The following is a 23,714-nucleotide window of genomic DNA, read 5'->3' as shown; positions in this document are numbered from 1 at the left end:
GCATCACGGTGTGGCCAGCTTGGTGTGTTTGTGAAAGTTCAGCGGCAGCACCTGGTCGCCGGCCGGGGCAACGGGTGCCAGCAGGTCTGCCAGCGTGTAACGGTCCAGGTATTGCATGAAGCTCTGCAGCGCGCCGTTGATGATGCCGGTCAGGTGGCAACTGCTGGCCAACTGGCAGCTGCTGTCCGGGGCCAGACACGCCACCAGGTTGAAATCCGGCTCGATGCTGCGCACCACGGCACCCAGCCCGATGTGTTGAGGCGGTGCCGCCAGGCGCATGCCGCCGCCCTTGCCGCGCACGGTCGCAAGCCACCCCGCCAGCGCCAGCTGGTGCGTGATCTTGGTCAGGTGCGCCTCGGAAATGTCATGCGCGCGTGCCACCTCCGCAATGGTGCACAGGCGCCCGGGGTGCTGTCCGACGTGCATCAGCAGGCGCATCGCGTAGTCGCTCATGGTGGTCAGGCGCATAGGGGTCTTCCGGTAGTCCGTGTGGGGCCGTGTGGCATCAGGCGGCAATCACTTCGAGGTCGGGCTCCAGCGTGTGCAGCAGATTCTGAATGCCCTGCAGCGTGCCGGAAATCGAACTCGGGCAGGTGCCGCACGCCCCCTGGTAATGCACCACGAGTTGATTGCCCGACAAGGACAGCACATGCAGGTCGCCGCCATCACTTTGCAGGTAGGGCCGGATCTGCTGGTCGAGCAGCAGCTCGATGTCGTCCAGGCGCTGTTTGTCCTCCGGGCTCAGGTCGGCCACGCTGGCGCGTGCGGCAAACACAGCGGCCGCCGACTGCGCAGTGGCGGCGGGTGCGGCACGCACCGGTACGGCAATCTCGCGCAACAACGGGTCCCAGTCAGCCTGGCCGTCTTGCGTGACCGTGAGCCAGCTGTCGATATAGAAAACGTTGGACACATGGGGAATGGCAAACAGCGCGCTGGCCAGTGCATCACCCTGCGCCTGCTCGGCGTTTTCATACGAATGCGCAATGCCCCAGCTCAGCGGTTCGCGCAACAAAAATTTGCGCGCATTCGGGTTGGGGGTTGCATCGATGTCAACAATTTTGGGCATGGTGGTGGGGTCCGGTGGGTTGGGCCGTGCGCCTCAGGCATCGCCCAGCGGGGTCTGCATCGGGTCGGCGTCGGCCTCGGTCGAGGTGCGGGCCTCGGCATGAAAAGCCGCCTGCAAGGTGTGCCATGGCAGGATCGCGCATTTGACGCGCATCGGCAGCGCGCTGATGCCTGAAAACACCGCCAGCCGGCCGATGTGCGGGCTGGCCTCGGCGGCCATGCGGCCGGTGGCCATGTCGACAAATTCGTGGATCAGGGTCTTGGCCTGGTCCGTGTGTTTGCCTTTGACCATCGTGGTCATCATCGACGCCGAGGCCTTGCAAATGGCGCACGATTCACCGTGAAAGGCGATGCGCGTGATGGTGTCGTCCTGGATGTCGAGTGCCAGGTGGATGTGGTCGCCACACAGCGGATTGACACCTTCGGCATGGTGGCTGGCGTCGCTCAGCTCGCCGTAGTTGCGCGGTTTGCGGTTGTGGTCCAGGATCACCTCCTGGTACAGGGCTTTGGGATCTGCGCTCATGCGAACACCTTTTGAACCGTGCGGATGCCGGCCACCAGGGCGTCGACATCGGCGTGGGTGTTGTAAAACGCAAACGATGCGCGCGAGGTGGCGGCCACACCCAGGCGCGCCATCAGCGGCTGGGCGCAATGGTGGCCGGTGCGCACCGCCACACCTTCCTGGTTGAGCAGGGTGCCGACGTCGTGCGGGTGAATGCCCTGCAGCACAAAGGACAGCACCGCCGCCTTGTGCTGCGCCGTGCCCAGCAGGCGCACGCCGGGCGTTGCGGCCAGTTGCTCGGTGGCATCACGCAGCAGGGCATGCTCATGCGCAGCAATGGTGGCCATGCCGATGGTGTTGAGGTAGTCCACGGCGGCGCCCAGCCCGATGGCGGCGGCAATCGGCGGCGTGCCGGCCTCGAACTTGTTCGGGATCGGGGCGTAGGTGGTTTTCTCAAAGCTCACGGTGTGAATCATGTCGCCACCGCCCTTGAATGGCGGCATGGCTTCCAGTAGCGCGGCGCGGCCGTACAAGATGCCGATGCCGGTCGGCCCGCACAGCTTGTGGCCCGAGAACACATAAAAATCACAATCCAGCTCCTGCACGTCCACCGCCAGGTGCGGCGCGGCCTGCGCGCCGTCGACCAGCACCGGCACACCGTGGGCGTGGGCGAAGGCAATCATTTCTTTCACCGGGTGGATGCTGCCCAGCGCGTTCGAGACATGGCCGACGCTGACCAGGCGGGTGTGTTCGTTGAACAGCGCCTCATAGGCATCCAGTTGTAGCTCGCCGGCGTCGTTCATCGGTACCACGCGGATCGTGGCGCCTTTGTCAGTCGCCAGCATTTGCCAGGGCACGATGTTCGAGTGGTGCTCCAGCACGGTCAAGATGATTTCGTCGCCCGCCTTGATGTTCTGGCGGCCCCAGCTCTGCGCCACCAGGTTGATGCCCTCGGTGGTGCCGCTGGTGAAGATCACCTCGCGCGCCTCGGCCGCGTTGATGAAGCGCTGCAGCGTGACACGCGCCGCCTCGTAGGCGGCCGTCGCGGTCTCGGACAAATAATGCACCGCGCGGTGGATGTTGGCGTGCTCATGGGTCTGGTAACGCACCAGCCGGTCGATCACCGCTTGCGGCATCTGGCTCGAGGCCGCGTTGTCCAGGTAGACCAGCGGCTTGCCCGCCACGGCCAATTGGAGGATGGGAAAGTCGGCGCGAATGCGGGCCACGTCAAAGGCGACGGGCGCAACGGGGGTGGGTGGGTGGCTCATGGCTGGCCCGTGGTTTGTTCCAGCACCGTTTGCTCCAGCTGCTGGCGCAGTGAAGCGACCGGAATGTGGTTGATGATTTCGGCGCCAAAGGCATAGGTGAGCAGATTGCGCGCCACCCCTTCTGAGAGGCCGCGGCTTTGCAGGTAAAACACTTCTTCGCTGTCAAGCTGGCCCACGGTGGCACCGTGGGTGCACTTCACGTCGTCGGCAAAAATTTCGAGCTGCGGCTGGGTGTTGACCTGCGCTTGTTTCGAGAGCAGCAGGTTGCGGCTGGACTGCGCCGAATCGGTCTGTTGCGCGCCGGGGCGCACCATCACCTGGCCATTGAACACCGCGTGCGCCGTGCCACCCACAATGCATTTGTGCAACTGGCGGCTGGTGCCGTGCGGCTTGGCGTGGTCGATAAAGCTGTGGGTGTCTGCCAGCTGTTCGCCGCTGATCAGCGCCAGGCCGTTGAGGGTGCACTGCGCGCCCTCGGCGGTGTGCCGCACGCTGAGATCGAGCCGCGAAATCTGAGCGCCCAGGCTGATGCCGACCGATTGGTAGCGGCTGGCAGCGCCGAGCGACACCGCGCAGCTGGCCAGGTGAAAGGCCTGCGCACTCTCGCGCTGCAGGCGCACATGGGTGACTTGTGCATGGGCTTGCAGTACCACTTCGGCCACAGCGTTGGTGAAATAACTGCCGGCGTGCAGTGCCACGTAGTCTTCAATCACGGTTAGCTGGCTGCAGGCACCGGCCACCAGCAACAGGCGCGGGTGGCTGGCGACCCCGGGCTGGGTCGAAATGAACTGCACATGCACGGGGGCGGCCAGCACGCTGTCACGCGGCACGACCAGCACGGCAGCGTCTTGCAGAAAAGCGGTGTTGAGTGCGGCAAACAAGGTGTCCGCATTGGCGTGCTGACCCAGATGCGCTTCCAGGCTAGGCGCCTGGGTGACCAGCATGGCATCCAGCGTGCCAAGCACCAGACCTGTCTCGGGGCGGGTGCTGGAGAGCTGTGGCGCATAGAGACCGTCGACAAACACCAGCCGCGTTGTGGCTTCCGGAAGGGTCAGATGGGCGATGTCGTCGGGCTGCAAGACGGTGGGTGCGCGCAGCGGCTGAAACGACTGGCTGGAAAACTTGGCCAGCGGGGTAAAGCGCCAAGCCTCGTCATGGGTGTTGGGCAGCCTGAGTGTGCCTGCGCGCTCCAGCGCTTGGCTGCGCAGGGTCTTGAGCCAGTCCGGCTGGCTCGGGGCGGCGCTGCCCGGCGGCAGTGTCAGGCTGGCGAGCAGGCGTCCCAACACACCTTCGTCGGTGGCCAATGCGGTGCCGCTGCTCATGCCAGCACTCCGGCGGCCTCGGCTTCAATCCAGTCGTAGCCGCGTTCTTCCAGTTCGAGCGCCAGTTCCTTGCCGCCGGTGCGGATGATGCGCCCCGCGCTCATCACATGCACAAAGTCGGGCACGATGTAGTTCAGCAGGCGCTGGTAATGCGTGACCAGCACCATGGCGTTGTCCTTGCTGGCCAGGTGGTTCACACCTTGAGAGACCACGCGCAGCGCGTCAATGTCCAGTCCCGAATCGGTCTCATCAAGGATGGCCAGGCTGGGCGCCAGCAGTGCCATTTGCAGAATCTCGTTGCGTTTTTTCTCGCCGCCGGAGAAGCCTTCGTTGACGCTGCGTTGCAGAAAATCGGGGCTCATTTCGAGCAATTTCATCTTCTCGCGCACCAGGTCATCAAACTCCAGCGGGTCCAGCTCCTCTTGGCCGCGCTCGGCCTGCACCGTGTTGTAGGCCAAGCGCAAAAACTGGCTGTTGCCAACACCGGGGATTTCGATCGGGTACTGAAAGGCCAGAAACACGCCGGCACGGGCCCGCATTTCAGGGGCCATCTCGAGCAGGTTCTTGCCCTCGAACAGCACCTCGCCACCCGTCACGTCGTAGGCCGTGTGGCCCGCCAGCACCTTGGCAAACGTGCTCTTGCCCGAGCCGTTGGGCCCCATGATGGCGTGCACTTCGCCGCGCTTGACGGTGAAGTCCAGGCCTTTGAGTATTTCGGTGCCATTGATGCTGGCGCGCAGGCCGCGCACCTCCAGCAGAGTTGGGCTATTTTGAATCATCATCCGACGCTCCCTTCCAGTTTGAATCCGAGTAATTTGGTGGCTTCAACCGCGAACTCCATCGGCAGTTGTTGAAACACGTCCTTGCAAAAACCATTGATGATCATCGACACCGCTTCTTCGGCGCCAATGCCGCGCTGGGCAAAATAGAACATCTGGTCTTCGCCAATTTTGGACGTTGAGGCTTCGTGCTCCACGCGGGCGCTGGGGTTGCGCACCTGGATGTAGGGGAAGGTGTTGGCGCTGCACTTGGCCCCCACCAGCATCGAGTCGCATTGCGAGTAGTTGCGTGCGTTGGTGGCCCCTGGCATCACCTTGACCAGACCCCGGTAGCTGTTGCTCGATTGGCCCGCCGAGATGCCCTTGCTGACAATGGTGCTGCGCGTGTTTTTGCCGATGTGGATCATTTTGGTGCCGGTGTCGGCCTGCTGGTGGTGGTTGGTGACCGCCACCGAATAGAACTCGCCCACCGAGTTGTCGCCCAGCAAAATGCACGACGGGTACTTCCAGGTGATGGCCGAGCCGGTCTCCACCTGGGTCCATGAAATGCGCGAGTTGACGCCCTTGCACACGCCGCGCTTGGTGACAAAGTTGTAGATGCCGCCAATGCCATTCTCATCTCCGGCATACCAGTTTTGCACGGTGGAGTATTTGATGTCGGCGTTGTCCAGCGCCACCAGTTCCACCACGGCCGCGTGCAGCTGGTTGGTGTCGAATTGCGGCGCGGTGCAGCCTTCCAGGTACGACACCGACGCGCCTTCTTCGGCCACGATCAGGGTGCGCTCAAACTGGCCGGTGTCCTGGGTGTTGATGCGAAAGTAGGTGGACAGGTCCATCGGGCACTTGACGCCCTTGGGGATGTAGCAAAACGAGCCGTCGGTGAACACCGCCGAATTGAGCGCTGCGTAATAGTTGTCGGCCGACGGCACCACCGTGCCAAGGTACTTTTTGACCAGCTCCGGGTGGGTTTGCACCGCCTCGGAGATTGAGCCAAAAATGATGCCGACCGCAGCCAGTTTGGCCTTGTAGGTGGTGGTGACCGAGACGCTGTCAAAGATCACATCCACGGCCACACCGGCCAGCGCCGCGCGTTCGTGCATTGGCACACCGAGCTTCTCGAAGGTGCGCAGCAACTCTGGATCCACTTCGTCCAGGCTCTTGAGTTTGGCCTTGGGTTTGGGTGCGGCGTAGTAGCTGATGGCCTGGAAATCGATCTTCGGGTACTTGACGTTGGCCCACTCGGGCTCGGTCATGGTCAGCCAGTGGCGATACGCCTTCAGGCGGAATTCCAGCAGCCAGTCCGGCTCGTTCTTCTTGGTAGAGATCAGCCGGATGGTGTCTTCGCTCAGACCCTTGGCGGCTACGTCCGATGCAATGTCGGTGACAAAGCCATGTTGGTAGGGCTGGTTGACCAGCTTGTCAAGGATGGCGCTCATACGGCGACCTTCTTGGTGTTGAGGCTGAAGCTCTCGCCGCAGCCGCAGGTGATGCCGACGTTGGGGTTGTCAAACTGGAAAGTCTGCTTCAGCCCCTCGGTGACAAAGTCGAGGCACGCGCCTTCCAGACTTGCCAGATGCTCGGTGGCGACCAGTAGCGTGGCGCCAAAAGCTTCGATGCGTTGCTCGTCATCGCGGATGTCTTCGGCCAGCGCGTAGGTGTAGGCATAGCCTGAGCAACCCACGGGCTTGATGCCCACGCGCAAACCCCTGCCGCTGCCGTGCTTGGCAATCTGCTTGCGAATTTGCGCGGCCGCCGCCGGTGTCAAGGTGATTGAGGTCATGAGATTCTCCTTTAGATGTATTTTAAATACACCTTATAGAAAATGCACCATGTCCTCTGAAATCCAGCAATGGGAATAGGGGGAAGAGGCGGTCAGCCCCGCAACCGGCGCGTCAGCGTCGGCGCATCACGTGGATGAATTCCACGCCCACGGTCTGCTGGTCCAGCAACTCGTTGCCGGTTTGTTTGGCAAAGGCCTGGAAGTCGCGCAGCGAGCCGCTGTCGGTGGCGATCACCTTGAGCACCTGACCGCTTTCCAGCTCGGCCAGGGCCTTCTTGGCTTTCAAAATGGGCAGCGGGCAATTCAGCCCACGGGTGTCAATTTCTTTGTCGATGTGCATGCTGGATTCCTGAAATTTTGTGGCGCTGCGCGGCCTCAGGCCGGAAAGACGCCGGTAGAAAGATAGCGGTCGCCCCGGTCGCAGACGATGAAGACAATGGTCGCATGCTTCTCCCGCTGGGCTATTTCCCGTGCCACCCAGCAGGCCCCAGCCGCTGAAATTCCGGCAAAGATGCCTTCTTCGCGGGCCAGTTGACGGCACATTTCCTCGGCATTTTCCTGGCTCACATAGAGCAGTTCATCGACATGGGTGGGGTCGTAAATCTTGGGCAAATAGGCTTGCGGCCACTTGCGTATGCCCGGAATGCGTGAGCCTTCGGTGGGCTGCACGCCAATGATTTTGATGGCCGGGTTCTTCTTTTTGAGGTACTGCGAGACCCCGGTGATGGTGCCGGTGGTACCCATGGCACTGACAAAATGGGTGATCTTGCCCTTGGTGGCTGACCATATTTCCGGCCCGGTGGTCTCGATGTGGATGCGCGGGTTGTCGGCGTTGGAGAACTGGTCCAGCACGTGGCCCTTGCCCTCAATCGCCATCTGGTCGGCCAGGTCGCGCGAGTATTCCATGCCGCCGCTTTTGGGCGTCAGGATCAGCTCGGCGCCGAACGCCTTCATGGTCTGCGCGCGCTCGATCGACAGGTCTTCGGGCATGATCAACACCATGCGGTAACCCTTGATGGCTGCCGCCATGGCCAGCGCGATGCCGGTGTTGCCCGAGGTCGCCTCGATCAGCGTGTCACCCGGGGTGATCTCACCGCGCTCCTGGGCGCGCTGGATCATTGACATGGCAGCCCGGTCCTTGACCGACCCTGCCGGGTTGTTGCCTTCCAGTTTGCCCAGAATGACGTTGCCCCGCGCGGCATTTTCCGCGGCCCCAATCCGCTGCAGGCGCACCAGAGGGGTTTTGCCGATCAAATCTTCGATGGTGGAATATTTCATAACCCGCACTGTGCCATAATTCGGGCCTCAAAGCGTTGCCCGGGTGGTGAAATTGGTAGACGCAGGGGACTCAAAATCCCCCTCCGAAAGGAGTGCCGGTTCGATTCCGGCCCCGGGCACCATGATTGCGACATCTCCCTGATTCGCTGCGTTGTCGTAGCCACCCATGGATCGCAAGCTGGCAACCAAACCAAGCGTTTGGGTTCTTGCCCCAAAAAATTTCATGTTTTATCGAACCTGCCCATGACGCGAGCCCTGACGCGTACCAGCTTTCACAGCGCCGAACTCGTTCGTGTGCTCGCCGAACTGTCTTTGCTGGACACGGTCGAGCAAGGTGACGCATTTGCTGAAAAGCTGGGCCAGTGGGTCAGCTTTACCGACGCCATCACCCTGTCGGCGGTGCACAACGCCAGCACGTCCGGCCCGTCCGGGATGCCCGAAGGCGTGACATCCGGCCAGCGCCTGGCACTGGACAAGGCGTTTGAGCGCGTGCAGGCTGGTTTGGTGAGTTCGATCGGGCGGCTACCCAAAGAACTGTCCGCGCCAGAAGTCGATACGCTCAATGACCCTGCGTTTGCCTACGAGCCCTACCGTCGCCACTACCAGGCGCAGCAACGCGAGATCGAATTAAAGCTGTCGCCCCTGCGCGTCCATGTGCGGGAGGTCCTGGGTCAGTCCTCGCCCAGGCTCCGAAAACTGGCCGCACTGGACGCCGCCCTCGACGGCATTCTCTGCGAGCGCGAGGGCCGGTTGCTCCAGAAACTGCCCTCGCTGCTCGAAAAACGCTTCAAGCATTTGCGCCAAGGGCGTGAGCAAGCAACGGAGTGGCTGGCCGACTTTTGCCAGGAACTGCAAACGCTGCTGCGCGCTGAACTGGACCTTCGCATGCAACCGGTGCTGGGCCTCATCGAGGCTTGCCAGCTGGAATCAATCACGGGACAACACAAGATCAATGAATAAATATCTGTTCACAGGCGCCTTTTTGTCGGGCGCCATGGCCATCGTCTGGGTTGGCGTCGGGTTTGTGCTGGCACATCCCTTGGCGCTGACCGTGACGGCGCTGATTGCCGTGGTTTATGGCTTCGGCGCCCTGGAGCTACGCCAATTTCGCCAGGCCACGACCCGTTTGTCGGAGGCGCTGGCAGCCATTCCGGAGTCACTACCGAACCTGGGTGACTGGCTCAAGCACCTGCATCCTTCGCTGCAGAACCCGGTACGGCTGCGCGTTGAGGGCGAACGCATCGGTTTGCCCGGCCCCGCACTGACACCTTATCTGGTGGGTTTGCTGGTGATGCTGGGCATGTTGGGCACGTTTTTGGGCATGGTCGTGACGCTCAATGGCGCCGCGTTTTCGCTGCAGGGCACCACCGACCTGCAGGCTATCCGCAGCGCGCTGGCGGCACCCATTCAGGGCCTGGGGCTGGCGTTTGGCACCTCGGTGGCGGGTGTCGCGGCGTCGGCCATGCTGGGCCTGATGTCGGCGCTGAGCCGGCGCGAAAGAATGCTGACGAGCCAGCTGCTGGACGGCAAAATTGCGACCGTCTTGCGCGGTTTTTCACTGACCCATCAGCGCCAAGAAGCCTACCAGGCGCTGCAATATCAGGCCCACGCCCTGCCTGCAGTGGTGGACCAATTGCAGCTGATGATGGCGCAGATGGACCAGCTGAGCCAGCAACTGAACCAGCGCCTGCTGAGCAATCAGGAAGGTTTTCACGGCGAGGTCAAGGCCATGTACCGCGAGCTGGCCGCTTCGGTGGACCAATCGCTCAAGGACAGCCTGATGCAAAGCGCCCACGTGGCTGGCGAGCGCATCCAACCGGTGGTCGAGGCCGCCTTGTCGGGCATGGCCCGCGAGGCAAGGGCGTTGCACGAACGCGTGATCACCACCGCGCAAATGCAACTCGACGGCTTGTCTGAGCGGTTTGGCGCGCAGGCGCTGGCGCAGCAGCAGGCCATCTGCACGGTGCTGGCCCAGACCGCCCAGCAGGTCACCGCCAACGCGCAAGCCAGCGCCGGCAGCACGCTGAGTGACCTCCAGCGTCTGACCAACAGTGCCGAGGCGCTGGCGCGCTCCCGCATCGACGCGGAGGCGCAATGGCTGGCGCAGCATGGCGCGCGCATGGACCAGCTGGCCAGCTTGTTGCAGACCGAACTGGGTGCACTGCGGATCGAGGAGGCGCAACGTGGCGATGCCGCCGTGGCGCGCCTGGGCGACTTGCAGACCGCACTGACCAGCCACCTGAGCACGCTGGGCACGGCGCTCGAAGACCCGATCAAACACCTCATTGAAACCGCCTCGGAAGCACCACGCGCCGCGGCCGCTGTCATCGGCCAATTGCGCCAGGAGATCTCAAACAGCGTGGCGCGTGACAACGAACTGCTGGAGGAGCGCAGCCGCATCATGGCTACCCTGAATGCCTTGCTTGAGGGCATCAACCATGCGTCGCTTGAGCAGCGCGCGGTGATCGATTCGCTGGTGGCCTCTTCGGCTGGGGCGCTGCAGCAAACCGGCGACCAGTTCGCCGCGCAGGTCGGCCAGCAGACCGCCAAGCTCTCAAACGTGGCCGCCCAGGTCGGCAGCAGCGCGGTGGACGTGGCCAGCCTCAGCGATGCCCTGGGTTTTGCAGTGAGCGCCTTCAGTGAGGCCAACGCCAAGCTGGTGGGCCAACTGCAACGCATTGAAGCTGCGCTGGACAAATCCATGGCGCGCAGCGACGACCAGCTCGCCTACTACGTGGCCCAGGCCCGTGAAATCATCGATCTGAGCCTGATGTCGCAAAAGGAAATTTTTGACGAACTGCGCCAGTTCCCGGCCCGCCAGGCTTTGGCGGCTGAAGCGGTGAGCTGATGGACAACAGCGAAGGCATTGAGCAAACCGCGCCGGTCTGGGCCGTTTTTGGCGACCTGATGTCGGGCCTGCTGGGCGCGTTTGTGCTGATTCTGGTGGCCGTGTTGGGGGTTCAATTGGAGTTGGCCACCAGCCTGGAAACCGAAATCAACAAACGCAAGGTCGAGGAGCAACGCCGCATGACGCTGGAGAAAGCCCTGGCGATTCCGCTGGCTGCGGGGCGCATCACCTTGAACAACGGGCGCATCGGCATCAGTGGCCGCGTGCTGTTTGCGCTCAATTCCGACCAGTTGCAGCCCGAGGGGCGGCAACTGCTCAACAGCCTGGTGATGCCGCTGCGGGCTTACCTGGCCTCGCGCGATGAACTGCTGATGGTCAGTGGCTTCACCGATGACCGGTCGATCCGCGAAGGCAACTCGCGTTTTGTCGACAACTGGGAACTGTCGGCCCAACGCGCCCTGACGGTCACACGCGCCTTGATCGATGAGGGCATGCCCTCGTCCATGGTGTTTGCCGCCGCCTTTGGTGCCGAGCAACCGGTCACCCCCAACAGCGACGAGGCAGCGCGCCAGCAGAACCGGCGCGTTGAAATGGCGCCCGTGCCCAAAACCACGCCTGTCGCCCCTGCCAAGCCATGAGTGCGCCGGCGCGGGACTTCCAAGCGCAACTGGCTGACCTGTGCCTGGCCGGCGCGGCGCAGCATGACCCGGTGACTTGCCATTACCTGCAGGCGCTGCTGGAGCGCGCCGGCAGGCACCAGGGTGAGGTCAGGCGTCTGCTGGATGTCCGGCTGGGACAAGCGCTGCAGACTTTTCAAAGGCGCTTTGAGCTGGCGCAGCGCGAGGCATCTCCGGCCAGCGTGGGTCAGGAAAGCCGTGCGCCGGGCGCGTCGCTGCGCGAGCTGACCCGGTATATCGCACAACACGCGCAGCAGCAGGCTGATACCAGCCAGAGCGGTGTGCTGCAGAGCGCGACCCGCTCACGACCCGAGCTCAAAAGCGTGCGCCAGTTCCGCAATACCTGGTCCAAACTCAGTGTCGACAGGCAAGTGGCCAAGGCGCTCAGGCAGGGGCCTCAGAATGCCGGCCCCATCAATTCGCATCGGCTGGTGCTGGCGTCGTTGGCCTTGATGCGCGAGATCTCGCCTGATTACCTCAACCGCTTCATGTGTTACGCGGACGCCCTGCTGTGCCTTGATCAAAGTGGCCAAGCCAGGCCGGCCCCGGCCAAAAAATCGTCGCGGGCGAAAGCAGTCAAAAAATAAGCGGTGAGCCGGGTCAGGCCACTGAGCGCACCCGCCTCATGCTTGCGCCATGGCCTGCGCCTGGATGGCTGTCAAGGCGATGGTGAAAACAATATCGTCCACCAAGGCGCCGCGCGACAAATCATTCACCGGCTTGCGCAAGCCCTGCAGCATCGGGCCCACCGACACCACGTTGGCCGAGCGCTGAACCGCTTTGTAGGTGGTGTTGCCGGTGTTGAGGTCGGGGAACACAAACACGGTGGCCTGGCCGGCCACTGCGCTGCCAGGTGCCTTTTGCGCAGCCACTTCGCGCACCGTGGCGGCGTCGTACTGCATCGGGCCGTCAATCACCAGCTCGGGCCACTGGGTTCGCGCCAGCCCGGTGGCCACGCGGACTTTTTCCACGTCGTCACCTGCGCCCGAAACCCCGGTGCTGTAGCTGATCATGGCGACCTTGGGCTCGATGCCAAAGGCGCGCGCGCTGTCGGCGCTCTGCTTGGCGATCTCGGCCAGTTCCCGGGCCGTCGGGTCGGGGTTGACCGCGCAATCGGCGTAAACCAGCACCTGCTCCGGCATGAGCATGAAGAAGCACGACGAAACAATGCTCGAACCCGGGGCTGTCTTGATCAATTGCAGGGCGGGGCGAATCGTGCTGGCCGTGGTGTGCACCGCGCCGCTGACCAGACCGTCGACTTCGTCCAGCGCCAGCATCATGGTGCCCAGCACCACGCTGTCTTCCAGTGCCAGCAGGGCTTGCCCCGGCGTGAGCGCCTTGCTTTTGCGCAACTCCACCATCGGTGCTACATAACGTTCAGCCACCAGATGGGGTTCCAGGATCTCCAGCCCCGGCGGTAATTCGATGCCGAGCGAGTCGGCGACCGACTGGATCACCGTGCGCTTGCCCAATAGCACGCAGCGCGCGATGCCCTTTTGTGTGCAAATCACCGCGGCGCGAATCGTGCGCGGCTCATCGCCTTCGGGCAGCACGATGCGTTTGTTGGCGGCGCGTGCCTTCTGGATCAGTTGGTAACGGAAGGCCGGCGGCGACATGCGGGTCGAGGCAGCAAGCTCCAGGCCGGCACAGATGGCGTCACCGTCCAGTTGTTCGGCCAGGCTGTCGATGACGGTGTCCATGCGGTCCAAATCGTCCAGCGGGACCGCGAGCGGCAAACGGCTGATGCGCGCGGCGGTCTCGAAACTGTCGCCATCGGTGCGCAACACCGGCAAGCCACTGTGAAAGGCGCGTGAGCCAAAGCGCTCGATGCGCGGACTGATGAAGCTGTGATGCGTCAGCACCAGACCGGCCAGTTCGATGCCGTTGCTTTCGGCCAGCGCCGTGGCCAGGATGACGTCGTCGCGGTCACCGGCACTGATCACCAGTGCGCCCGGTGTCAGGCGCGGAATGACTTCGGTGACCGAGCGCGCCGCCAGCACGGTGTCGAGCACGCGCCGGGTCGCGATCTGGCCCTCGATCATCACCTCGGCGCCCAGGAAGCGGGCCACGTCGAGGGTGCGCGGTGCCGACAGCGCCGGATTGTTCTGTATGACGCCCCAGATCGGCACGCCGTCCAGCTGCCCGGCGACGGCGGCTTGATCAAAGTCGGCCGCCGCGCGGTTGAAGATCACGCCCACCACCTTGCGTCCCGCCTGGCGCACTTGGGCAATCATGTAGCGGGTCTGTGCAATGCCCTCGGCGTCGGCACCACTGGCAGCGAGCAACACGTCCGCCTGCAGGCTTCTGGCGATGTCCGCTGACAGCCGCGGAATGAACGCCAGCATCGGATCGGCATGAATCCCCTCGACCACCAGCACATCGGCCCCGTCGGTGCAGGACATCGCCAGGCTGACCATCTCTTCGAGTAAGTCGTCGGCTTTTCCCGTGGTGACGTAGTGTGTCACCAAGCTCATGGGCATGGGGTTGGGCGTGTTCGCGACCTTGCAAATGTCGCGTGCGAACAGCACCGACGGCTCGGTGTCTGGCGTGCGCTTGGTGACGGGTTTGACAAATGCAACCTTCAGTCCGCGCCGTTGCAGTGCCCGCAAGAGACCCAGTGAAACCGAAGTGAGGCCGACATTGGGCTGTGTCGCCGCGACGAAATACGAACGCATGAGGAAAAACTCCGCTGATGGGTGCCAATCCGCCAGTCAACTGACGTATAAATTGTGCACTGCATCATAACTCGACCTAGGGTTAACCCTAGGTGAGTGGTGTGGGTTTTTGTTGTCGACGGCGTGTGCGACGCGGCGGCTTATCATGCGGCCATGGATTTGATCTCGCCACGGGTTGCCGGCCAGACGCAAGCGACTGCCGAGGCGCAGGACAACGCGTACTACCGCAGCATCTATCTGGAAGCACCGCTCGGCATGGCACGCATTGCCATCGAGGGAACTCTGCTGGACGTGAATCCCAGCCTGTGTGCCTTGCTGGGCTATGAGCCAGAACAACTGCTCGGGCATCATTTTTCCGACTTTTTTTGGGATCGGGACCAATCGAGCAGCCAGGAGTGGCTGCGCCGCCTGAATGTGCTTGAGACCAACCGCATCTTCATCGAAAGGCGTTGCCGCCACGCGGCCGGTCATGCCTTGTGGGTGAGCATCAGCGTGGCCAGTTGGCCCGGACCCAGCGGCTGGCCGCAGTATTTCATTGCCACTTTCGAGAACATCAGCGAACGCAAGGCCTTGCGCCAGGAACTGGCCCGCAACGAGGAAAAATACCGCACGGTGCTTGCAGCCACTGCCCAGGGGTTCGGCCTGATCGACTTCACCGGCAAACTGCTCGAAGTCAACGACGCCTACTGCGCCATGACCGGCTTCAGCCGCGCGGAGCTGCTGGGCATGAACGTCGCTGAATTAGACGCCTACGAAAATCCCGCCAGCATTGTCGTCCGCATCACCGACATCCGGCGCCTGGGCAAGCTCAGTTTTGTGGCCAGCCAGCGCCGTAAGGACGGGTCGATCCTTTCGCTGCAAATCGCCGCCACCCAGGCCCCCGAGTTGGGTGACAGGCTGTTTTTCTTTTGCAACGACCTCAGCGAGCAGCAAGCCACCGTCGAGGAACTTTACCGGCTGCAGCAATCCAACGTGAAAAGCCAGCAACTCACCGACGATGTTTATGGCATGCTGGTCCATATCAGCGAGACCACCTTGCGCCAGGTGGGTCAGGATCTGCACGACGATGTCGGCCAGATTCTGACCGGCGCCGCCATGCTGGCCGGCACCATGGCGGCCACTTTGGCGAAGGCCGAACGCGCCGAATCGGGGCTGGCGCGCCAACTGGCCGGGCTGCTCAATGAAGCGGTGGACAAATTGCGCGGTATCTCTCATGGCCTGTTTCCGGTCGATCTCGAATCTGCCGGTCTTCAAGCCATGCTGGAATCGCTGGTGAAACAGGTGCGCTCCAGCACCGCGATTGATGCCCGGCTCCAGCATGACCATAGCCAGCCGCAACTCAGTGCCGAGCAATCCCTGCACATTTACCGTATCGTTCAGGAAGCCACCAGCAACGTCATCCGGCACAGCGGGGCCAAGCGCATGACCATTGCTTATGCCAGCCGGAGTCGGGGGCTCGTCATCAGCGTCACCGACAATGGCTTCGGCATCCAGCGCGAGCGCCGCAATCGCTCGGGCCAGGGCATTGGCCTGCGCACCATGGCCGCGCGGGCCGGGCAAATCGGCGCCAGCCTGCGCACGCTGACGCCGCCGGGCGGTGGCACCCGCATTGAAATCATGCTACCGCTGGCCGCTCATGAGAAGGCCAGCGCCACACCAGAAGAATTGAATCCGCCATGAAGCTCACCAAAGTCATCATTGTTGACGACCACCCCATCGTGCGCGCCGGCCTGGCGGCCGTGATTGGGCAAGACCCCAGCCTGGTGGTCTGTGCCGAATGTGGCACGGCTGACGAGGCCGTGGCAGCGGTGCGGGCGCAGCAGCCCGACCTGGCCATTGTTGACATGACACTGGGAACGGCCTCAGCAATCCCGCTGTTTCAACGGTTGCTGCAGTACCGGCCCGGGCTGCGCGTGCTGGCCCTGTCCATGCACGACGAAGAGATTTTTGCCGCGCGTGCGCTCAAAGCTGGCGCCCACGGCTACCTTATGAAAGGCTCGGACATCGACACCCTGCTGGCCGCCATGCGCACCGTGCTCGGCGGCCAGTTGTATGTGAGCGACCGCATGCGCAACCAGATGTTGCAGGACATGGTGCAGGGCACACCGGCCAGTACCAGCACCGGCGTCGGGCGACTCACCAGCACCGAAATGGTGGTGCTGCAAATGATCGGGGCGGGCGCCGGCACGCGCGACATTGCCGATCAGCTCAAGCGCAGCCTGAAAACCATCGAAACCCACCGCAGCAACATCCGCCGCAAGCTCGATCTGCCCAACAGCGCCGCCTTGGCGCACTTTGCCATCCAGTGGGTCCAGCAGGACCACTGAACTCAAATTTCTAGGCAAAACCCCTAGCCTGAATTAGGGCGATGTCGGGGTCGTTTTCAGGCGAGAGCCGATGGTCACAAGTGCTTGCCACTCATACCATGGAGTCACGAAATCGGGAAAGTCCCGGTGAGTCCTGGTCTGGCCGTCTACCAATGAAGACGGCCAAACAAGCCGCTCACGTTGGAGCGGAAACTTAGGAGTTGATCATGAGCACGAAGATGACAAAGCTGGCTTTGGCCATTGGCGCAATGGTGATGGCGGGCGGGGTGATGGCTGCGGATGCAACTGGAACAGCATCAGCAACTGTGATCAATCCAATCACCGTTTCTGAAGCACGGGCGCTCGCCTTCGGTTCAGTGACCGCGAGTGTGACTACGGCTGGAACAGTTGCGTTGACCGCGGTCGATGAGGCTGTAAAGACAGACACGACGGTGAGTTCGACGGGGACACAACAGTCAGGCAAATTCACGGTCTTGGGTGGTGACTCAAATAGCTACACGATCACGGTTCCTGAAGCTGCAACTTTGGCTTCGACCAGTTCAAACGACGCAGCTGATATGACGGTCACATTGACTCAAAGTAAGACGAGCGGCAGTCTGGTGGCTGGTACGGATGCATTTTTTGTGGGTGGCAGTTTGGCTGTCGCGGCAAATCAAAATTCTGGCGCGTACACGGGAACGTATACCGTTACTGTTGCATACCAATAAAGCTGTCAATGGCTTATGCAAGCTAAGCAAGCAGCGTCGTCGGTATCTTTGTTGCTGATTGGGGGCTTGTTAGCAGTTGCAGCGACGAAGGCAGCCACCGCAACGGGCAAAGTTGAAGCAACGATCCGATCCCCGGCCCACGCAGTGGCTGACGCCAGCACCCAGTTGCTGGTCAGCTCGACCGCTGGCGTGCTCACACTGAGCATCCCGGGTGGTTCAAGTGGTTCAGCACCATCGACGATGACACTGACCGCCGGCGGATCGGACGCGTCGGCGGTCTTTTCCGTGAGCGACAACGCTGGCCTGGCTGCCGTCATCACGCAGATCGCCACGTCGGGCGGTACCCTGTCGACCAGTGGTGCCTTGAGTGGCAGCGGCGTGCAGATTGTGGTGCTGCCAGCGCCGGCGGGTGGTCGTGGTACCGTCACGGCCATCGTCACCTACAACTGAACCGGTATGTTTTCCAACTTTCGCCTCGCCCAAAAGGCTGCCGTCCTGGTGGCCTTTTGGGCTGTGCTGGCGCTGCCGGCACTGGCGACCGTGACGGTCACCAAAACAGTGGATCTGGCCTTTGGCAAGTTCGTGCCGGGCGGTATGGCGGGCTCTGTGACGATGAGTCCGGCCGGGGTGCGCTCGGCTTCCGGCGTGATTCTGTTCACGCAAGGGGTGGGGGCAAGCGGCAGCCGGGCTGAATATACGGTCCTTAGCGGTCCGGTGAACACCTCGTGCATCATCGTTTTGCCCGCCGACGGGCTCATCGCCCTCACCGGTGACGGCCGCGCCATGGGGCTCAACAGTTTTACCAGTTTGCCCAGTGGCAGCATCACGCTCAACAGCGCGGGTGCTGGCACGATTTACGTGGGCGGCACGCTGAGCGTCGGTGGTGTTCAAGTCGCTGGCCCGTATCTGAGCAATTTCTCCGTGTCGGTGACCTGTCCCTGACTGGTCTGCCATCTCTCAGCCCTTATGATCCCCCATGGATATCCCGCAATGAAAAACATCGTCTCCACGGGCGCGCTGGCGCTGGCCCTGCTGCTCGGTGCCCAGTCGGCCCGGGCCGACCTGATGCTCTACCCGACCCGGGTCGAACTGGAAAAAAACCAGCGTGCCGCCCAAGTGGAACTGGTCAACCGCGGCACCAAGTCTGAGACCTACCGCATCAGCATCGTGAACCGGCGCATGACCGAGACCGGCGAGATTGTCGAGGCCAAGGAGGCCCAGCCCGGTGAGCAGTTCGCCAGCCCGATGTTGAGCTACTCGCCGCGCCAAGTCACGCTGCAGCCCGGCGTGGGCCAGACGGTGCGTATTTCGGTGCGCAAGCCGGCCGACCTGGCCACGGGTGAGTACCGCTCGCATCTGCAGTTTGACCGCGTGGCAGACGCCGAGGGCCAGTCCAGTCTGGAGGCCGTGACCGAGCCCGAAGAAGGCCAGATTGCCATTGTGCTGCAGGCCTTGGTGGGTGCCAGCATCCCGGTCATCGTGCGCCACGGCGACACCGCTGTGACCGCCATGCTGGAGGACCTGAAAGTCGAGCCGGCCAACGAGAAGGTCAAGACTCCGGTGCTGGTGTTTGCCATTCGCCGGGATGGCAACCGCTCGGTCTATGGCGACCTGGTGGTCGAATTTGCTGCGGCTGGTGCCCGGCCGGTGGCGCTGGCGCGCGTGGCCGGTGTCGCCGTTTACGTGCCTAATATCCAGCGACTGGCGCGCATGCCCTTGACGCTGCCCGACGGTCTGGCGCTGAAAAACGGCACGCTCACGCTGCGCTTCAGCACCCGACCCGATGCCGGCGCCAAGCTGCTGGCACAGGCCACGCTGGCACTGCCCTGAACCTGATCCCATCACTGCGAGTGCCGTGTTTGGCGTGTTGTGGGGTCGACTTGCGTCGACCAGGCGGACTGAAGGCCGCCTTACAGAGTTCCGGCGTGACCTTGCGCGGGGTTTGGACCTTTGTGGCCTTGCTGACCGCGCTGACGTTTTGCGGCACCAGTCTGGCGGCTGGCCCGCCGTTGCCACGGACCAATGCCCCGGCCACTACCACCTCAGTCTTCTCCAGTGCCAATGTGCTGCTGCTTGAACTGAGCCTGGACCAGGCTACCCTGGCCGACAGCTTCTATGCCTACGAGAGTGGCAACGACGTGTTGTTGCCGCTGGGCGAGCTGGCCAGGCTGCTGACCTTGGGCATCACCGTGGACGCCGGCAGCCAAGTGGCCAGTGGCTTCATCCTGACCGAAGAGCGCGGTTTCCGGCTCGACCTGGGCGCAGGCACCGTGACGCTGCAAGACGGCACCGTGCCGTTCGAGCCGCACCAGGTGCAGTGGCTTGACGACGATCTGTATGTGGCCAGCGCGCTGTTGCAGCGCTGGCTGCCGCTGGACTTCAAGCTCAGCCTGTCGACGCTGACCCTCGAAGTCTTGCCGCGCGAAAAGCTGCCCTTGCAGGCCCGGCTCGAGCGCGAGCGCCTGGCCAAAAGCCTGGGCAGGCGCGTTGCTGGTGTCGGTGAGCGCGGCTTCGCACTCGCGCCCAATGACTACGCGCTCATCAGCATGCCGACGGTGGACCAGACCCTGGGCATCAGCGCCAGCCGCGGCAGCGGCCAGGGCAGCCACAGCGTGGCGTATTCGGCCTTTGTCACCGGCGACCTGCTGGGCGCCGAGATGTCGGCCTACCTCAGCAGTAGCAATAGCAAACCCCAGCCTGAGCTGCGCATGACCCTGAGCCGCCACGACCCCGACGCCGGCTTGCTGGGGCCGCTGCGGGCGCGTTCGGTGATGGCGGGCAACATTGGCTTGCCGGCGCTGGACAACACCTTGCGCGGCGGCGGCGGAGACGGCTTGGTGCTGAGCAACCGAATGCTGTCCCAGCCCAGCAGTTTTGGCCTGCACACCCTGCGCGGTGACCTGCCGCCGGGCTGGGACGTGACGCTGTATTTCAACGATGCGCTGATCGGCTTCCAGCAGTCACGTGCCGACGGCCTGTACGAGTTTGCCGACCAGACGCTGGTGTTTGGCGAGAACGAGTTCCGCCTGGTGTTCAACGGCCCGCTGGGCCAGACCCGCGTGGAACGCCAGCTGTTTTTGCTCGACCAGACGCTGACCAAACCCGGCGAGTTTTATTACACCCTCGGTGGCAGCCGTGGGCCCGACGGCGCCACCCGCCAGACGCTGCAGTTTGACCTGGGTCTGGCCGACAAGCTGGCGATGGTGGGCGGCCTGGTGAGCCTGCCCACACCGGGCGGCGTCATCAACGCCGACACGCCACTGCTGCAGTACCAAAACCTGGGTTTGCGCACTTCGGTGGGGGGTGCGTTGCTCACTGCCGACATCGTGCATGCCGGCAACGGTGGCAAGCTGACCAACCTGGGCCTGCGCACCAGCCTGGGAAAGATGGCTGTCAATCTGAGCCACACGTCACTGGATGACTTTGTCAGCGACTTCTTTGCACCCAGCACCGACCCGCTCAAAACCCGCGACAAGTTGCGCCTGAGCGGCAGCCTGCCTCTGGGCCAGAAACTGCGTTTGCCGATGGGGCTGGATGTGTCGCGCGACGTGACGCTGGCCGGGGTGGTGAGCCAGGACGTGGCGGCGCGGATCTCGGCCAATGTGTGGGCCACCAGCTTCACCAACAGCCTGAACTGGCATTCGGACCCCAACGGCCGGAGCGCCAGCGGCAGCTTGCAGGTCAGCAGCCGGGTGGCCGGCTTGGGTGTGAGCGGGCAGCTGGCCTACCAGGTCCAGCCTGAGCGCCAGTTGTCGAGCCTGGCGCTGTCACTGAGCAAGGAAGTTGACGCCCACCAGCGGCTCACGGCGGATGTGTTGCGCATGCTCGACACGCGGGTGACGAGCCTGGGCGTGGGCTGGACGCGCAATTTCGGCCGTTTTGGCCTTTCCTTAAGCGGGCGTTACACCAGCACGGGTGAGCGCGCAGTCGGTCTGCAGCTGTTCATGTCGCTGGGGCGTGACCCGCGCAGCAAGCGCCTCGTGGCCGACTGGCAGCCGATGGCCGGTACCGGCGCGGTGTCGGCGCGTGCCTTTCTCGATGCCAACCAGAATGGCATTTTTGACAAGGGCGAGGACGCCATTGAGAACGCTGGCTTTCTGCTCAATGGCGGTAGCCGTCCGGCGGTGCGCACCGGGCCTGACGGCCTGGCTTACCTGAGCCGCCTGACGCCGCACCAGTACACCGACATCGCGCTCGACACTGCGACGCTGGAAGACCCGCAGTGGCTGCCGGCACTGCCGGGCCTGCGCATCCTGCCGCGCCCGGGCAAGACCCAGGTGCTGGATTTCCCGGTGGTGATGACCGGCGAGGTCGACGGTGTGGTGTACCTGCTGGACAAGGGCAAGGCGCGTGGCATTGGTGCGGCCGAGGTGGAGCTGGTCGATGTCCGTGGCCAGGTGGCGGCGCGCACCACCAGTTCGTCGGATGGTTATTACATTGTGCAGGCGGTGCGCCCGGGTCGCTACCAGGCGCGCATCGCCCCGGCGCAGCTGGCCAAGCTCGGGCTGTTCAGCGACAAGGAGGTCGCGGTCGAGATCAAGGCCGACGGCAGCTTTGTCAATGGACTTGACTTCACGGTGCAGCGCAAGGTGCCGTGAGGAAACTTATTTCCCTGCGACGTGGCCGGGCTTGGCGTGGTCCCGGTCGGGGCGCTTGTAGGGGTCCACATGGGTCATCATGTTGATGACGCGATGGCGCTGCATGACGCGGTCCCGGGCTTCCACGGCAATGTCGTGGCCTTGCTCCACGCTCAGGGTGGCATCGACTTCCAGGTGGGCATCGACCACGATCATGTCGCCCATTTTGCGGGTGCGCACGTCGTGCACATTGCTGATGCCGGGGGTCTCCATCAGGGTTTTCCGAATGGCCTGAACCTCGGCCACATCCACCGCGCGGTCCATCAGGTCATGCAGGGCGTCCCAACCAAAACCCCAGCCCATTTTGGTCACCATGAAGCCCACGATGGCGGCGGCGATCGGGTCCAGGATGGGGTAGCCCAGCAGATTGCCGATGATGCCCAGGCCCACCACCAATGACGACGCCGCATCCGAGCGGGCGTGCCAGGCGTTGGCCACCAGCATGCTGCTTTTGACCTTCTTGGCCACCGCCAGCATGTAGCGAAACAGCAGCTCCTTGGCGACCAATGCGCCCCCCGCCACCCACAGGGCAATGATGTGCACCGTGGCGATCGAGGCCGGATCCTGCAATTTGGCGGCAGCCGACCAGAGCATGCCGACACCGACTGCCAGCAGCAGCACCCCGAGCACCAGCGAGGCGGCGGTCTCGAAGCGCTGGTGGCCGTAGGGGTGGTCCTCGTCGGCGTCCTTCTGGCTGTGGTGGTTGGCAAACAGCACGACAAAGTCGGCCACCAGGTCCGACAGGGTGTGAATGCCGTCGGCGATCAGGGCTTGCGATTTGGCCAGAATGCCCACTGCGATCTGGGCAACACTCAGGACCAGATTCACGGCCACGCTGACCCAGGTCGAGCGCGACGCCGCCGCGGCACGCTCGGCGGGGCTGAATTGGCTGTCTTCGTCGTTATCGGGAAATTGGTTGGAGCGCATGGGGTCAATTCACCAGATGATGGGCCTGAAGTTTAGGCCACCTGACGTTTGGTTTGGCTGGCGGCCACGCTTCTTACAATGGCGCCATGAATTTTCTAGACATGTTGCGCAATGCCGAGCGCCAAAACGGTTCCATGTTGTGCGTCGGGCTGGACCCCGAGCCGGCCAAATTTCCTGCGGCCATGCAGGGCGATGCCCGCAAAATTTACGATTTTTGCGCGGCCGTTGTGGACGCCACGGCGGACCTGGTGTGCGCCTTCAAGCCACAAATCGCCTATTTCGCCGCGCACCGCGCCGAGGAGCAGTTGGAGCGCCTGATGGCGCACATGCGCCGCACGGCACCGGGTGTGCCCGTCATTCTGGATGCCAAGCGCGGTGACATTGGCAGCACCGCCGAGCAATATGCCAAGGAGGCCTTTGAGCGTTACGGTGCCGACGCGGTCACGCTGTCGCCGTTCATGGGGTTCGATACCATCCAGCCCTACCTCAAGTACCACGGCAAAGGCGCCTTTCTGCTGTGCCGCACCTCCAACCCGGGCGGCGATGATTTTCAGAACCAGCGTCTGAGCAGCGTGGCGGGCGAGCCGCTTTTGTACGAGCACATTGCGCAACTGGCGCAGGGGCCGTGGAACCTCAATGGCCAACTGGGGCTGGTGGTGGGTGCCACTTACCCGGCCGAGATCGAGCGCGTACGCGCCCTGGCGCCAACGCTGCCGCTGTTGATACCGGGTGTGGGTGCGCAGGGGGGTGATGCGCTGGCCACGGTCAAGGCGGGTTGGCGTGACAACGGGCCGATCATCGTGAATTCATCGCGCGCCATTTTGTATGCTTCCAGTCGGGCCGATTTTGCGCAGGCAGCGCGTCAGGAAGCCCTGAGGACACGAGACATGTTGCAGGCGGCTCGCAGGTAACTGCCGGGTCA

Annotated in this window: 24 protein-coding genes and 1 tRNA gene; 13 read left to right on the top strand and 12 right to left on the bottom strand. The window is 63.2% G+C overall.

Annotated elements, in window-relative coordinates:
• Positions 1 to 3 precede the first annotated feature (3 nt).
• The 10 genes from Q7U49_RS10255 to cysM form a co-directional block, all read right to left on the bottom strand.
• Positions 4 to 468 carry an Rrf2 family transcriptional regulator gene (locus Q7U49_RS10255; RefSeq protein WP_304764168.1) on the bottom strand — a complete coding sequence of 155 codons (465 nt, stop codon included), beginning with the start codon at positions 466 to 468 and terminating at the stop codon, positions 4 to 6.
• A 37-nt stretch (positions 469 to 505) separates the two neighbouring features.
• On the bottom strand, positions 506 to 1,066 hold the full coding sequence (locus Q7U49_RS10250) for a NifU family protein (protein WP_304764167.1): 561 nt from the start codon (positions 1,064 to 1,066) through the stop codon (positions 506 to 508).
• Positions 1,067 to 1,099: 33 nt separating this feature from the next.
• Positions 1,100 to 1,588, bottom strand: a complete 489-nt coding sequence (sufU, locus tag Q7U49_RS10245; RefSeq protein WP_304764166.1) for a Fe-S cluster assembly sulfur transfer protein SufU — start codon at positions 1,586 to 1,588, stop codon at positions 1,100 to 1,102.
• Positions 1,585 to 2,835, bottom strand: a complete 1,251-nt coding sequence (locus Q7U49_RS10240; protein ID WP_304764165.1) for a cysteine desulfurase — start codon at positions 2,833 to 2,835, stop codon at positions 1,585 to 1,587. The genes sufU and Q7U49_RS10240 overlap by 4 nt, the downstream gene beginning before the upstream one ends.
• Positions 2,832 to 4,157: a Fe-S cluster assembly protein SufD gene (gene sufD, locus Q7U49_RS10235; RefSeq protein ID WP_304764164.1), complete on the bottom strand. Its 1,326-nt coding sequence runs from the start codon at positions 4,155 to 4,157 to the stop codon at positions 2,832 to 2,834. Before sufD ends, Q7U49_RS10240 begins: the two co-directional genes overlap by 4 nt.
• The gene (gene sufC / locus Q7U49_RS10230) at positions 4,154 to 4,939 is read right to left on the bottom strand and encodes a Fe-S cluster assembly ATPase SufC (RefSeq protein ID WP_370653993.1); all 786 of its coding nucleotides are present in this window, start codon (positions 4,937 to 4,939) and stop codon (positions 4,154 to 4,156) included. Before sufC ends, sufD begins: the two co-directional genes overlap by 4 nt.
• The gene (sufB, locus tag Q7U49_RS10225) at positions 4,936 to 6,372 is read right to left on the bottom strand and encodes a Fe-S cluster assembly protein SufB (RefSeq protein WP_304764163.1); all 1,437 of its coding nucleotides are present in this window, start codon (positions 6,370 to 6,372) and stop codon (positions 4,936 to 4,938) included. The genes sufC and sufB overlap by 4 nt, the downstream gene beginning before the upstream one ends.
• Entirely contained in the window at positions 6,369 to 6,716 is a 348-nt protein-coding gene (locus tag Q7U49_RS10220) for an iron-sulfur cluster assembly accessory protein (RefSeq protein ID WP_304764162.1), read from the bottom strand. Before Q7U49_RS10220 ends, sufB begins: the two co-directional genes overlap by 4 nt.
• 112 nt (positions 6,717 to 6,828) lie before the next feature.
• Positions 6,829 to 7,056 carry a sulfurtransferase TusA family protein gene (locus Q7U49_RS10215; protein WP_304764161.1) on the bottom strand — a complete coding sequence of 76 codons (228 nt, stop codon included), beginning with the start codon at positions 7,054 to 7,056 and terminating at the stop codon, positions 6,829 to 6,831.
• 35 nt (positions 7,057 to 7,091) lie between these two features.
• Positions 7,092 to 7,994 (bottom strand): cysteine synthase CysM, encoded by a 903-nt coding sequence (gene cysM / locus Q7U49_RS10210; RefSeq protein WP_304764160.1) that lies wholly within the window; start codon positions 7,992 to 7,994, stop codon positions 7,092 to 7,094.
• Positions 7,995 to 8,031: 37 nt separating this feature from the next.
• Here cysM and Q7U49_RS10205 point away from each other — a divergent pair.
• From Q7U49_RS10205 to Q7U49_RS10185, 5 genes are all read left to right on the top strand, one after another.
• Positions 8,032 to 8,116, top strand: a tRNA-Leu gene (locus Q7U49_RS10205).
• A gap of 121 nt (positions 8,117 to 8,237) precedes the next feature.
• The gene (locus Q7U49_RS10200) at positions 8,238 to 8,954 is read left to right on the top strand and encodes a DUF3348 family protein (protein ID WP_304764159.1); all 717 of its coding nucleotides are present in this window, start codon (positions 8,238 to 8,240) and stop codon (positions 8,952 to 8,954) included.
• Positions 8,947 to 10,842: a hypothetical protein gene (locus Q7U49_RS10195; protein ID WP_304764158.1), complete on the top strand. Its 1,896-nt coding sequence runs from the start codon at positions 8,947 to 8,949 to the stop codon at positions 10,840 to 10,842. Before Q7U49_RS10200 ends, Q7U49_RS10195 begins: the two co-directional genes overlap by 8 nt.
• Entirely contained in the window at positions 10,842 to 11,480 is a 639-nt protein-coding gene (locus Q7U49_RS10190) for an OmpA family protein (protein ID WP_304764157.1), read from the top strand. Before Q7U49_RS10195 ends, Q7U49_RS10190 begins: the two co-directional genes overlap by 1 nt.
• Complete coding sequence (locus tag Q7U49_RS10185) at positions 11,477 to 12,106, top strand: DUF2894 domain-containing protein (RefSeq protein ID WP_304764156.1); 630 nt, start codon at positions 11,477 to 11,479, stop codon at positions 12,104 to 12,106. The genes Q7U49_RS10190 and Q7U49_RS10185 overlap by 4 nt, the downstream gene beginning before the upstream one ends.
• Positions 12,107 to 12,142: 36 nt before the next feature.
• Here Q7U49_RS10185 and pta read toward each other — a convergent pair whose 3' ends face one another.
• Positions 12,143 to 14,194 carry a phosphate acetyltransferase gene (gene pta, locus Q7U49_RS10180; RefSeq protein ID WP_304764155.1) on the bottom strand — a complete coding sequence of 684 codons (2,052 nt, stop codon included), beginning with the start codon at positions 14,192 to 14,194 and terminating at the stop codon, positions 12,143 to 12,145.
• A 99-nt stretch (positions 14,195 to 14,293) separates the two neighbouring features.
• On the opposite strand from pta, the gene Q7U49_RS10175 reads away from it, so the two are divergent.
• The 7 genes from Q7U49_RS10175 to Q7U49_RS10145 all read left to right on the top strand — a co-directional run bounded on the left by Q7U49_RS10175 (position 14,294) and on the right by Q7U49_RS10145 (position 21,826).
• Positions 14,294 to 15,874, top strand: a complete 1,581-nt coding sequence (locus Q7U49_RS10175; RefSeq protein ID WP_304764154.1) for a PAS domain-containing sensor histidine kinase — start codon at positions 14,294 to 14,296, stop codon at positions 15,872 to 15,874.
• A complete protein-coding gene (locus tag Q7U49_RS10170) occupies positions 15,871 to 16,521 on the top strand; it encodes a response regulator transcription factor (protein ID WP_304764153.1) in 651 nt (216 codons plus the stop codon). The genes Q7U49_RS10175 and Q7U49_RS10170 overlap by 4 nt, the downstream gene beginning before the upstream one ends.
• 206 nt (positions 16,522 to 16,727) lie before the next feature.
• A complete protein-coding gene (locus Q7U49_RS10165) occupies positions 16,728 to 17,228 on the top strand; it encodes a DUF4402 domain-containing protein (protein WP_304764152.1) in 501 nt (166 codons plus the stop codon).
• Between the two features lie 144 nt (positions 17,229 to 17,372).
• On the top strand, positions 17,373 to 17,678 hold the full coding sequence (locus tag Q7U49_RS10160; RefSeq protein WP_304764151.1) for a hypothetical protein: 306 nt from the start codon (positions 17,373 to 17,375) through the stop codon (positions 17,676 to 17,678).
• Positions 17,679 to 17,684: 6 nt separating this feature from the next.
• Positions 17,685 to 18,170 carry a DUF4402 domain-containing protein gene (locus tag Q7U49_RS10155; protein ID WP_304764150.1) on the top strand — a complete coding sequence of 162 codons (486 nt, stop codon included), beginning with the start codon at positions 17,685 to 17,687 and terminating at the stop codon, positions 18,168 to 18,170.
• A gap of 48 nt (positions 18,171 to 18,218) precedes the next feature.
• Positions 18,219 to 19,058: a molecular chaperone gene (locus Q7U49_RS10150; protein WP_304764149.1), complete on the top strand. Its 840-nt coding sequence runs from the start codon at positions 18,219 to 18,221 to the stop codon at positions 19,056 to 19,058.
• 95 nt (positions 19,059 to 19,153) lie between these two features.
• Positions 19,154 to 21,826, top strand: a complete 2,673-nt coding sequence (locus tag Q7U49_RS10145; protein WP_304764148.1) for a carboxypeptidase-like regulatory domain-containing protein — start codon at positions 19,154 to 19,156, stop codon at positions 21,824 to 21,826.
• Positions 21,827 to 21,832: 6 nt separating this feature from the next.
• Here the strand turns inward: Q7U49_RS10145 and Q7U49_RS10140 are convergent, their stop codons facing one another.
• Positions 21,833 to 22,792 (bottom strand): cation diffusion facilitator family transporter, encoded by a 960-nt coding sequence (locus Q7U49_RS10140; RefSeq protein ID WP_304764147.1) that lies wholly within the window; start codon positions 22,790 to 22,792, stop codon positions 21,833 to 21,835.
• A gap of 86 nt (positions 22,793 to 22,878) precedes the next feature.
• Here Q7U49_RS10140 and pyrF point away from each other — a divergent pair, with 86 nt between their 5' ends.
• On the top strand, positions 22,879 to 23,703 hold the full coding sequence (pyrF, locus tag Q7U49_RS10135; protein WP_304764146.1) for an orotidine-5'-phosphate decarboxylase: 825 nt from the start codon (positions 22,879 to 22,881) through the stop codon (positions 23,701 to 23,703).
• Positions 23,704 to 23,714: the final 11 nt, after the last annotated feature.

Origin of the sequence: Rhodoferax sp., from assembly GCF_030653815.1 — a bacterium.
GTDB lineage: Bacteria > Pseudomonadota > Gammaproteobacteria > Burkholderiales > Burkholderiaceae_C > Rhodoferax.
Note: the sequence above shows the minus strand (reverse complement) of the source record. Positions and strands in the feature narration are given on the sequence as shown.

What these genes read in the sequence shown, in the direction of transcription:
- Q7U49_RS10255 (WP_304764168.1), bottom strand. Translation starts at nt 468, where the DNA reads ATGCGCCTGACCACCATGAGCGACTACGCGATGCGCCTGCTGATGCAC.
- Q7U49_RS10140 (WP_304764147.1), bottom strand. Translation starts at nt 22,792, where the DNA reads ATGCGCTCCAACCAATTTCCCGATAACGACGAAGACAGCCAATTCAGC.
- sufD (WP_304764164.1), bottom strand. Translation starts at nt 4,157, where the DNA reads ATGAGCAGCGGCACCGCATTGGCCACCGACGAAGGTGTGTTGGGACGC.
- sufB (WP_304764163.1), bottom strand. Translation starts at nt 6,372, where the DNA reads ATGAGCGCCATCCTTGACAAGCTGGTCAACCAGCCCTACCAACATGGC.
- Q7U49_RS10190 (WP_304764157.1), top strand. Translation starts at nt 10,842, where the DNA reads ATGGACAACAGCGAAGGCATTGAGCAAACCGCGCCGGTCTGGGCCGTT.
- sufU (WP_304764166.1), bottom strand. Translation starts at nt 1,588, where the DNA reads ATGAGCGCAGATCCCAAAGCCCTGTACCAGGAGGTGATCCTGGACCAC.
- Q7U49_RS10200 (WP_304764159.1), top strand. Translation starts at nt 8,238, where the DNA reads ATGACGCGAGCCCTGACGCGTACCAGCTTTCACAGCGCCGAACTCGTT.
- Q7U49_RS10150 (WP_304764149.1), top strand. Translation starts at nt 18,219, where the DNA reads ATGAAAAACATCGTCTCCACGGGCGCGCTGGCGCTGGCCCTGCTGCTC.
- sufC (WP_370653993.1), bottom strand. Translation starts at nt 4,939, where the DNA reads ATGATGATTCAAAATAGCCCAACTCTGCTGGAGGTGCGCGGCCTGCGC.
- Q7U49_RS10155 (WP_304764150.1), top strand. Translation starts at nt 17,685, where the DNA reads ATGTTTTCCAACTTTCGCCTCGCCCAAAAGGCTGCCGTCCTGGTGGCC.
- Q7U49_RS10165 (WP_304764152.1), top strand. Translation starts at nt 16,728, where the DNA reads ATGAGCACGAAGATGACAAAGCTGGCTTTGGCCATTGGCGCAATGGTG.
- Q7U49_RS10240 (WP_304764165.1), bottom strand. Translation starts at nt 2,835, where the DNA reads ATGAGCCACCCACCCACCCCCGTTGCGCCCGTCGCCTTTGACGTGGCC.
- Q7U49_RS10185 (WP_304764156.1), top strand. Translation starts at nt 11,477, where the DNA reads ATGAGTGCGCCGGCGCGGGACTTCCAAGCGCAACTGGCTGACCTGTGC.
- Q7U49_RS10215 (WP_304764161.1), bottom strand. Translation starts at nt 7,056, where the DNA reads ATGCACATCGACAAAGAAATTGACACCCGTGGGCTGAATTGCCCGCTG.
- Q7U49_RS10220 (WP_304764162.1), bottom strand. Translation starts at nt 6,716, where the DNA reads ATGACCTCAATCACCTTGACACCGGCGGCGGCCGCGCAAATTCGCAAG.
- Q7U49_RS10195 (WP_304764158.1), top strand. Translation starts at nt 8,947, where the DNA reads ATGAATAAATATCTGTTCACAGGCGCCTTTTTGTCGGGCGCCATGGCC.
- Q7U49_RS10250 (WP_304764167.1), bottom strand. Translation starts at nt 1,066, where the DNA reads ATGCCCAAAATTGTTGACATCGATGCAACCCCCAACCCGAATGCGCGC.
- Q7U49_RS10170 (WP_304764153.1), top strand. Translation starts at nt 15,871, where the DNA reads ATGAAGCTCACCAAAGTCATCATTGTTGACGACCACCCCATCGTGCGC.
- cysM (WP_304764160.1), bottom strand. Translation starts at nt 7,994, where the DNA reads ATGAAATATTCCACCATCGAAGATTTGATCGGCAAAACCCCTCTGGTG.
- pta (WP_304764155.1), bottom strand. Translation starts at nt 14,194, where the DNA reads ATGCGTTCGTATTTCGTCGCGGCGACACAGCCCAATGTCGGCCTCACT.
- pyrF (WP_304764146.1), top strand. Translation starts at nt 22,879, where the DNA reads ATGAATTTTCTAGACATGTTGCGCAATGCCGAGCGCCAAAACGGTTCC.